The organism is Bradyrhizobium manausense, assembly GCF_001440035.1.
In the GTDB taxonomy this organism is placed as follows: Bacteria; Pseudomonadota; Alphaproteobacteria; order Rhizobiales; family Xanthobacteraceae; genus Bradyrhizobium; species Bradyrhizobium manausense.
Window position 1 is genome coordinate 19960 of record NZ_LJYG01000018.1, and the last position, 9785, is coordinate 29744.

Here is a 9785-nt window from a genome sequence, read left to right on the forward strand (position 1 = left end):
GAGCCTCTTGCCACGTCCGCTCACCGGTCCCGTTCAACGTCAGTTGCTTAAACGTGAAGGTCATTGTCGTGCGATAATGCGGCCAAGCTGGTCAATCGAGGGCGTGACTGGCATCAGATCGATCACGCTTTGCATGTTTCCGCCAATCGATGCTGGACTGCTGACTTCGTCAACGAAGCGGCTCGACCTTGGCAACCATGTCTGGCGCGCGGCTCACCCGGTAGTTCGCATTGCTGCATCTGAGCATCCATACCGCATGATCGGGCCGCGAACGCTTCGCGTCTTTCGTCGCGCCGAGCGCCTTGTCGCAGGCGAAGCCCTGCATGCGAATTTGCGCGGCGAGCATCCCCTGGACCGTCTCTTCGGCGGCTTGCGCTGCCGCTCCGGCGAACGCCACAGCTGCAATCAGTGCAACGGTCGATAGCCACATCGAGCAACTACGTTTCAAGAACCCCATCCCGCCATCCTCTGCATTGGACCCGGCGGGAAGCCGGCTGGCTTCCCGCCCATCTCGCATCACTGCTGGACACATTGCTGGACGAACTTGACTCGCTCCACCATGCCGAGGTCCTTCGCTTCGGCCTGCTTGCGGCAGGCTTCGCGCTTGTCGATCCGCAACTGGATCTTGTCTACCAGGCTCAGGCCGACGGTTCCGACCTGTGGTTCGGCCGAACCCGTCTTTCCGGTGTCGGCGGACGGACCGTCACCGGCCGCCCGGGCCGCCTGCTGCAGACGCTTGACGTCGTCCGGGCTCAGCTTCGGCCGCTCTATGTCGAGCGTGAGCTTGTTGATCTTGCCGGTGAAGGCAAACGGTGTCTGATAGTCGTTGTCGTCCACCGGCGTGCCGGTGTCGGAGCCGATGTCGAACGCTTCATCCCATTGCAGGATGAACGGCAGCGTCTGCTCCATCTTCTCCGTGGCCACCGCCTTGCCGTCGACCTTCAGCGCGCCGGTGCCGCCCTGGCCGATGCCGGTATAATCGCCGAACATCATCGTGGCCGCGCCAAGACCATCGTACTTGAAGTCAAACTCGATCAGGTGCTTGCCGGGGGTCAGATCAGGTCCCTCCCAACGCACGCGCTTCAGGTCGACGAGGTTCCACGTGAAGACTGGCTTGTTCTTGAGGACATAGAAGCCATAGCCCCCGAAACGCCCTCCCTGCGTCACGAGCATGCCCTCGGCGCCGCCATCTGGAATATCGACGTCGACCTTGAAGTTATAGGAGGCGTTGAGCAGGCTCGGCGCGTCGCCGTTCGGCGTGCCGGTCATCGGTCGGGTCCAGGCAAAGTTCGTGCGGCCCGCGCTCAGACTGGGACGCGGTGTAATCATGCGCGACGCCACCGTCGAATCGAGCGGCAGCACCTGATATTTTTCCGCCTCCTTCCAGAACAGCGCCTGCAACTCCTTCAGCTTGTCCGGATTCTTGGCAGCAACGTCCTCGGCCTGGGTCCAGTCGTTGCGCAGGTCATAGAGCTCCCAAGGGTAGTCGCCCGGGTTCGGCAGCTTCGCGACCGTCACCCACGGTGGCCGCAAGACCTTCGTGCTGGCGATCCATCCGTCGTTGTAGATGGCGCGATCGGCGAACATCTCGAAATACTGCGTCGTGTGTGTCGTTGCCGCATTCGCGTTCTTGGCATCGAACGTGTACATCATGCTGACGCCCTCGATCGGGCTTTGCTTGATGCCGTCGACGATGTCCGGCTGCTTGATCTGTGCGGCCTCGAGAATGGTCGGCACGATGTCGATGACGTGATGGAACTGGGCGCGGATGCCGCCCTTGTCCTTGATGACAGCCGGCCAGGACATCGCCATGCCCTGCCGCGTGCCGCCGAAATGCGAGACGATCTGCTTGGTCCAGGAGAATGGCGTGTCGAATGCCCAGGCCCAGCCGATCGACATGTGGTTGTAGGTCTTGTCAGTACCCCACACGTCGTAGAAATATTTGAGCTGATCCTCGACTGACGGGGTGACCTGGTTGAACATTGCCACTTCGTTGGGCGTACCGGTCGGCTGGCCCTCCGCGCTCGTGCCGTTGTCGCCCTCGATGTAGATGACCAGGGTGTTGTCGAGCTTGCCCAGATCATCGATCGACTGGATAACACGACCGATCTCGCTGTCGGCATACGCCACATAGGCCGCGAACACATCGGCCTGGCGGATGAAGAGCTTCTTCTCGTCGTCCGAGAGCTGGTCCCATTCCTTGATCAGGTCTTTCGGCCATGGGGTCATCTTCGCACTCTGCGGAATGACGCCGAGCCGCTTCTGGTTCTCGAAGATCGTGTCGCGCAGCTTGTTCCAGCCTTGGTCGAACAGGTGCATGTCGCTGATCTTCTTCACCCACTCGGGCGTCGGATGATGCGGGGCATGCGTTGCACCGGGCGCGAACTTGACGAAGAACGGCGTATCGGGCGACAGCGCATTCATGCGGTTGACGTAGTCGATGGCTTCATCGGCCATCGCCGTCATCAGGTTCCAGCCAGGCTTGCCGACATAGGGATGGATCGGCGTCGTGTTGCGGACGAGGTTGCCGGGCTCCCACTGGTTGGTGTCGCCGCCCATGAACCCGTAGAAATATTCGAACCCCATGCCGGTCGGCCACTGGTCGAACGGGCCGGCCTGGCTCGCCTGATATTCGGGCGTGTTGTGGTTCTTGCCGAACCAGGCGGTATGGTAGCCGTTGTCGGTCAGAATTCTCCCGATCGTGGCCTTATCCTTGGTGATGATGCTGTCATAGCCGGGATAGCCGGTCGCCTGCTCGGCGATCACGCCATAGCCGACCGAGTGATGATTGCGTCCCGTGATCAGCGCAGCTCGCGTCGGCGAGCACAGCGCGGTCGAATGGAAATTGGTGTAGCGCAGTCCGTTTTGTGCAATTCGGTCGAGCGCGGGCGTCGGGATCACGCCGCCGAAGGTGCTGGGCACGCCGTAACCCGCGTCGTCAGTGATGATCAGGAGGACATTCGGCGCGCCTTTAGGGGGCACCACGCGAGCCGGCCAATACGGTTTCGAATCCCGGGCATCGCGCTCGATCTTCCCGCCGAATTTCTCTGGTGGCGGCGGAAGCTGATTGCCGGGAATGGTGATCGTCGCGGCCGGCGAACCGGGTGGCGGTGCGGTTTGTTGCGCCTGCTGCGCAAATGACGGCGCTGAAAAGGCAAGTGTAAGCGCAAATGCAGAGACGAAGGATCGGGCAGCGCTCATTGCAATTCCTCCCTCCAAATGAAAAATCATGATCTGCCCACGGCATCAAAAAGGGCCTTGATGTAGATCAACGCATCAAATGGTGGTTCAAGTTCGGAGCGACTTTTCTGCGCAACGTGAGCGGATGGGCGCGTCGCCGAGACAGCCTGAACCGTTCTTTCTCCCTGGAGGTAAGATAGCGCTGTACTGTGCTTCGTTTGCTACATTCGATTGCCAAATATTCCTGCTGCCTTAGGTAGTTGTGGCCAGCGTAGACGCCTTTGTCATATCGTCGGCATCGTACCAGGCGCTCCCACTGAGCGAAGCTTGTGGTTCGGGAGAAGTCATCATGGGGATGATGAAGGCGTTTGCGGTCATTGCAATTGCAGCCGTCGCATCAGTACCGACCAAGGCCTCGGCCGATGAAAGCGGTATCAGCTTCTGGATTCCCGGCACATTCGGCAGCCTCGCTGCCACCCCTCAGCAGCCGGGCTGGACGGCCGCCGCGATCTACTATCACACCTCGGTGTCCGCCGGAGCCGACGTAGCCCGCGCGAGAGAGATTCAGATCGGGCGCATCCCCGCAAATCTGACGGCGACGTTGAACGCAAACGTCAATGCCAATGTGGATCTCGGGTTGTTGAACGCGACCTACGTGTTTGCAACGCCGGTGCTGGGCGGTCAGGCCTCTGCCAGCCTGATCGGCATCTACGGGGCGAATACCACCTCGCTTAACGGATTGGTCACGGGCACACTGGCACTGCCGGGCGGCTCGATTCCCTTCTCTCGCTTCGATTCCATCAGCGACTCCGTGACAGGCTTCGGCGACCTGATCCCACAGTTCGCGTTGCGCTGGAATGCCGGTGTCAACAACTACATGACTTACATCACGGGCGATATTCCGGTCGGGGCTTACCAGTCGACCCGTCTCGCCAATATCGGGCTAGGGCACGGGACGATCGACGCTGGCGGCGGATACACCTATTTCAATCCGCAGACGGGGCATGAACTGTCCGGCGTGCTCGGCTTCACATACAATTTCAAGAACACGGATACGCAATATCAAAGCGGCGTCGACATGCATTTCGACTGGGGCGCCTCACAATTCCTGACCAAGCAGGTCCAGGTCGGTCTCGTAGGTTACGTCTACAAGCAACTCGGCTGCGACAGCGGCTTTGCCGATCGCGTCGGTTGCTTCCGCTCGCAGGTCGCGGCCGCAGGCCCGCAGGTCGGCTTCATCTTCCCGGTGGGCGACATGCAGGGCTATCTGAACCTGAAGGCTTACAAGGAGTTCGCCGCGGAAAACCGGCCCGAGGGCTGGAACGCCTGGGTGACCTTTGTCATCTCGCCTGCGGCGCCGCCCCCGGCTGTGACGCCGACAAAGCACATCATCACGAAGTGACAGCGCGGCATCGTCAGGCGCCGTTGTTTGGGTTGATTTGAATCAACGTCGATCCCGAAATGCCGTGGCTCCCTGTCCCATATTGGTTGCAGCGTCGATCGTTGAGTACAGCCATGATAAGCGCTCGCTTTCTTGCCGTGCTTGCGACTTTTCAAATTGGGCTCGCTCAGCCTGCCCATGCAGCGGACCATTACGTTCGTCCAACTGGTGCAAAGGCTCAGGTCTCGCGTTCACCGTCCCCTGTTTCTCCAGCCTGGCGCGGCTTCGTGTTGCGGCAGGATCTGTTTGATCGTGCCAATCCAAACAATCTCAGGTCCGATTGGTCCCCACCGCCGGCTCAGCCGGGGCAATTCTAGCAAGGAGACACAGATGAACAGCGCCCTGCTCTCACTTGCACTGCTTGCGGGTTCAATGGTCATACCGGCTTCTGATCGCGTTCCCGAACTGAAGGTCGAAGCGCTTTGCAAGGCGACGTCCGAAACGGACAAGTCGATGGGGCTGGCGTTGGCGCAAAGCTTTACCGATTGCATGCGCGATGAAACGACAGCGCAGCAGCAGCTCGGCACGGTGTGGTTGTCGGCCAAGCCCGCTGTCCGCGATGCCTGCGAAGGTGAGGCCATAACAGGAGGAACCCAAAGCTACGTCGATTTGCTCACCTGCATCCAAATGGCCGAGACCGCAACTGCGCTGGCATCGACGCCGCCGCTCAGAGGGGCTAGCAAGAACCGAAACAAGCAATAGTGGGCGCGGGCGAGCCGCTTTCGCCAGGTAGCACTACAATTCTGCAAGTGATGTCGATCGGCCCCGGCGCTGCTTTTGCCGCCGCAAAACCGCGGCCAATTTCTGAATGCTCAGGTTCACTCGAAGCCCGCTGCTGATGTTATACAATGGCCAACCTGCGTACTCGACGCCGCAGAACTGGAGCGACTGCGTTCTAAAGGTCTAGTTGCGGTTAACAGCTACATCTATGAGTCAATCATTATGGCAGCAAAATCACGCAGCTTATGCGATCAAGTCTCCAGGATCATCAGCCGGGGCTTGCTAACCCGCCCGAAGCTGGCGTGTTGAATTCTCATTTGTCCGACCTTGGCTTCGCAGGCGCCGACCAGATCGCTGAGTTGGTGAAGCAAATTGCCGGAGGTCAAGCTCGCAACCGGGTACCGGGCCGTCCTTAGGGCCGACGCGACGTACCGTGAGAGGCGGATTGAGCAGGTACCCGGCCGACAAGTTCAGCTGTCGGACCCAGAACAGACATTGGTGTCTGATCACTGCTCCGAAGTCGAATTGTCGCCATCGCCATGTCACAGATCGTTGAAGGGCGTTCGTTGTGCTACAGCGTGCGACCGCAACTTATGCCGATATCATCTGTTTGCACGAATGCCCGCCCGATGCATCTTTACTATGCGCACAGCCAGGGAGGAGATGAGGCCATGACGACCAATGCTTTCTCGGATCTTACGCGGCTGATTAACGGCTATCAGATTTCGCAAGCCATTCACGTCGCGGCCCGGCTCGGCATCGCCAACCACCTCAGTCACGGGCCACTCAGCAGCGACGAACTCGCTCGGCTTAGCGGATCGCATCCGAGAACGCTTTATCGGCTGTTGCGCGCGCTGGCTTCAGCCGGTGTTTTCCACGAGGCTGAGAACAGAACGTTCTCGCTCACCCCGATGGGCGAGTGTCTTCGGTCCGACTCGCCCACTCCACTCGACGGCTGGGCCGCCTATGTCGGCCGTCCCTATGCCTGGCAGGCCTGGGCGCATCTTGAACACAGCGTCCGCACCGGCGAGAACGCCTTTCGGCATCTCAACGGTCAGAGCGTATGGGAGTATCGCAGCGCCCGTCCGGATGAAAACGCGATTTTCAACCGAGCCATGACGGCCAATTCTCGCGGCGCCATCGAGGCCATCATCGCCGCCTGCGACTTCAGCCGCTTTCGTCACGTTGCTGACATCGGGGGTGGTCAAGGCCAACTGCTGGCGGGAATTCTCGCTGCAAACAAGGGCCTGCGCGGAACACTGTTCGATCAGCCGCACGTGGTCGGCAAGGCGGCCGCAGTTCTGAACAGCCATGGTGTCGCCGACAGGTGCGACATCGTTGCTGGCAGTTTCTTTGAAAGCATCCCGGAAGGGGCTGACGCCTATGTGATGCGGGCGATCATCCACGATTGGGACGACAAGGACGCGATTTCCATCCTGAAGACCTGCCGCCGCGCCATGACTGACGACGCCAGATTGCTGCTCGTTGAGCGTGTTGTGGAGCCGCCGAACGAGGGACTCATCTCGAAACTCAGTGACCTCAATATGCTCGTCATGCTCGGTGCGCTGGAAAGAACGTACGACGAGTATTCCGCGCTGTGTCGTACGGCCGGATTCGAGACGCGCGGCACGGCTCGCGCGGGCTCGCTCTACCAGGTCATCGAAGCGGTCCCCAGTAAGGCTGAACGCGTGTGAGGCTTTGCGTCACGGCCGTGAGGCGCGCCTCAGATACGCTTTCGTAGCCTGAGGTTTGGCCATGGCCTAGCTCTCAGCGATGCGAGGTCTGCTTGCTTCAGGTGATCCGAAAGACGCCGGCAAACTCGGCGCGGCGCTCCTCTGCCCTGCCCTCAATTTCGCCTTGAGAGGACACCCCCTCCGGCATAGGCTTGTCCGGTTTCCAGAGAATTCATTTCCATCAAGGGAATTTGGCCATGCTTGCGGAATTTGCTGCACGACATGCCGCTGCTCGAAACATCCACTACGGCTGGGTGATGGCTGCCGTGGGATTTCTCTACTCCCTGTTTGCAAGCTCGGCCCTCGGCGTGCCCAGCGTCCTGATGCGGGAGATCGCCTCTGACGTCGGCGTCAGCATGGGCGAGTTGTCGGCCTCGCAAGGGCTTCGCTTTGCGCTGTTTGGCCTCGTGGCACCGTTCGCCGGCGGCCTCATGCTCCGCTACGGACCGAGGATGATGCTGGCCATCGCCGGCACGCTGGCGCTGGCCGGATTGCTACTGACGATCGTCATGACCAACCGGTTCGAGATGTGGCTCGGCCTCGGGCTGATTCTCGGCCTGGCGCCGGGGCTGACTGCGCTGCAGCTCGCCGCTGTCATTTCGGTACGCTGGTTCACGACCCATCGCGGGTTGGTGGTCGGTCTCCTCAACGGATCGATCGCAACCGGCACCTTGATCTTCATGCCGCTCGGCGCGTGGATCGCCGAACATTGGGGCTGGCGTGTCGCGCTGCTGCCGTCCGGACTCGGTCTTCTGCTGTCGATCATCCTGTTTCTGTTGCTCGGCAAGGACCGCCCGCAGGAATTGGGCCTGGCGCCGCTCGGGGAGACGGTGATGCCGCCGATCCCCGCAATTCCCACACAGAGCTTTGCGACGATCAGCTTCCGCGGCCTGCGCCTTGCTTCAACCAGGCTGGTGTTCTGGGTGCTGTCGCTGACCTTCCTGATCTGCGGCGTATCGAGCTACGGGCTGACTTCGACCCACTTCGTCCCGTTCTGCGGCGATCTCGGCTTGCCGGCCGTGACGTCGGCAGGCCTGCTCGCCATGATCGGCGTGTTCGACCTGGTCGGCACGATCGGCTCTGGCTGGTTGTCCGATCGCTTCGACAACCGATGGCTGCTGGCGATCTATTACGGATTTCGCGGGCTTGCGCTGATCTGGCTGGTGGAGTCGAACGCAACGCTGGGCGCGATGAGCGCTTTTGCGATGCTCTACGGGCTGGACTTCATCGCGACCGTTCCGCCGACGGTGAAATTGACGGTCGGCGCGTTCGGGCGGGAGATGGGCCCGGTGATCTTCGGCTGGATTTTTGCGGCCCATCAGCTTGGCGTTGGCCTGATGGCCTTTGCCGCCGGCGTCAGCAGGGATGCGCTGGGGACTTACGTGCCAGCTTTTCTCGTCGCCGGGATCCTCTGCCTGCTCGCTGCGGCAGCCTTTACGCTGGTGAAGCGTCCGGCGGTGCCGGCTCCTGCATAACGGGCGCTCGGAGCAACGCGACTGGAACGGCACTGCCGACAGTCTCGTAGGACCTCCTACCCTTCGTCAAGGGTGGGAGTCCCTGACAGATAACCATAGCACCGTGCTCGACGCTATCCAGGACGCTTCGCGCCGGCTTTGCCGGTGCCTATGGCATCCTGGACAGCGTCTGCGCGCGGCGCTCTTGCGTTCGGCAGGTCGGGACGAAGGAACGGTCGCATGCGGCCGAACAAAGGAACGGCTCAGCCTGCTGCCGAGATCTTCGCGCTGTTGTGGTCTGCGTCGTAGGGCGTCTGGTGCTTGAGCGTCGCGCACAAGGCAAAGAGCAGGCGATCTCCCACACCACGCAGCGCACGCGCATGGCCGTGTCCGCGCTGCCGCAAAGCATCATAGCGTCGCCGGGCTGCGGCGTCGTATTGAAGCGCGCCGCGCGACCAGTGATGAACGGCGCTTTGCAGCCGCCTGTTGCAGGCCAGGCGGCGGATCACGAAGCGTTGCTTGCCGCTTTGCCGCGTCACCGGTGCGACCCCTGCCAAGGCGCGCAAGGCGTGGTAGTCTCGTCTGCGCAGAGGCTCGGTGGCCTCGACGAGCAGTGTGGCAAGAACGATCCTGCCGATTCCCGGCCAGGAGCGAAGGATCGCCACGTCACACTGCTCGGGATTCTGCCCCGCGGGGCTCTCCTGTTCTTCGAGCTTGGCGCACAGGCGGTCCAGGCTGTGCTGCGCTTCCTTGATTTGCTGATTGACCAGGCGCAGACGGGCCGCGAGGCTGCGGATATGCACGCACGCAGCCTCCGTCGTGCCCGGTGCCACGAGCAGGGGTGTCTCGCGCAAAGTCTTGAGCACCGTCGCCGCATCGAGGCGGCGGATACGATAGGCGCTGAGGATGCGCGCGATCGCCTTGTCGCTGGCCTTGGCCGCGCTGTCCGGCGTCGGCACCTTTTGCCAAAGTGCCAGGAACCAGTCGTCGGCGACATCGTCGGTCAGCTTGGCCGCTTGGGGATAGTACCGCCACAACTGCTGACGCAGGCGATTGGCAAGCCGCGTGCGCTCCTGCTGCAGCTCCTCCGCCATGCGCGACCACTCGCGCAGCTCGATCACCACCGGATTGTCGGCCGCAAGCTGGCGGAAGGCCGCACAGTCCGTACGCAATGAGCTTCCGAGCACATGAGCGTCGCGGCGATCATCCTTGGCACCGGCCACCGTGAAGCGATCCCGGAAGCGGTCGAGTTGCTTG

7 protein-coding genes are annotated in these 9785 nt (G+C 61.5%); 4 read left to right on the forward strand and 3 right to left on the reverse strand.

What is annotated here, in order from left to right:
- Positions 1 to 169: 169 nt before the first annotated feature.
- Together AOQ71_RS03925 and AOQ71_RS03930 are read right to left on the reverse strand one after the other, a co-directional pair.
- The gene (locus AOQ71_RS03925) at positions 170 to 457 is read right to left on the reverse strand and encodes a hypothetical protein (RefSeq protein ID WP_245316686.1); all 288 of its coding nucleotides are present in this window, start codon (positions 455 to 457) and stop codon (positions 170 to 172) included.
- A gap of 59 nt (positions 458 to 516) precedes the next feature.
- Positions 517 to 3201, reverse strand: a complete 2685-nt coding sequence (locus tag AOQ71_RS03930) for an arylsulfatase (RefSeq protein WP_057742079.1) — start codon at positions 3199 to 3201, stop codon at positions 517 to 519.
- A 337-nt stretch (positions 3202 to 3538) separates the two neighbouring features.
- Between AOQ71_RS03930 and AOQ71_RS03935 the strand changes: the two genes are divergently transcribed.
- The 4 genes from AOQ71_RS03935 (at position 3539) to AOQ71_RS03950 (ending at position 8549) form a co-directional block, all read left to right on the forward strand.
- Complete coding sequence (locus tag AOQ71_RS03935; RefSeq protein ID WP_157083355.1) at positions 3539 to 4582, forward strand: SphA family protein; 1044 nt, start codon at positions 3539 to 3541, stop codon at positions 4580 to 4582.
- A 369-nt stretch (positions 4583 to 4951) separates the two neighbouring features.
- A complete protein-coding gene (locus AOQ71_RS03940; RefSeq protein ID WP_057742093.1) occupies positions 4952 to 5323 on the forward strand; it encodes a hypothetical protein in 372 nt (123 codons plus the stop codon).
- A 689-nt stretch (positions 5324 to 6012) separates the two neighbouring features.
- The gene (locus AOQ71_RS03945) at positions 6013 to 7035 is read left to right on the forward strand and encodes a methyltransferase (RefSeq protein WP_057742098.1); all 1023 of its coding nucleotides are present in this window, start codon (positions 6013 to 6015) and stop codon (positions 7033 to 7035) included.
- 236 nt (positions 7036 to 7271) lie between these two features.
- On the forward strand, positions 7272 to 8549 hold the full coding sequence (locus AOQ71_RS03950; RefSeq protein ID WP_063958178.1) for an MFS transporter: 1278 nt from the start codon (positions 7272 to 7274) through the stop codon (positions 8547 to 8549).
- 242 nt (positions 8550 to 8791) lie between these two features.
- Here AOQ71_RS03950 and AOQ71_RS42475 read toward each other — a convergent pair.
- On the reverse strand, positions 8792 to 9785 hold a 994-nt coding region (locus AOQ71_RS42475; protein ID WP_083513880.1), incomplete at its 5' end, for a transposase.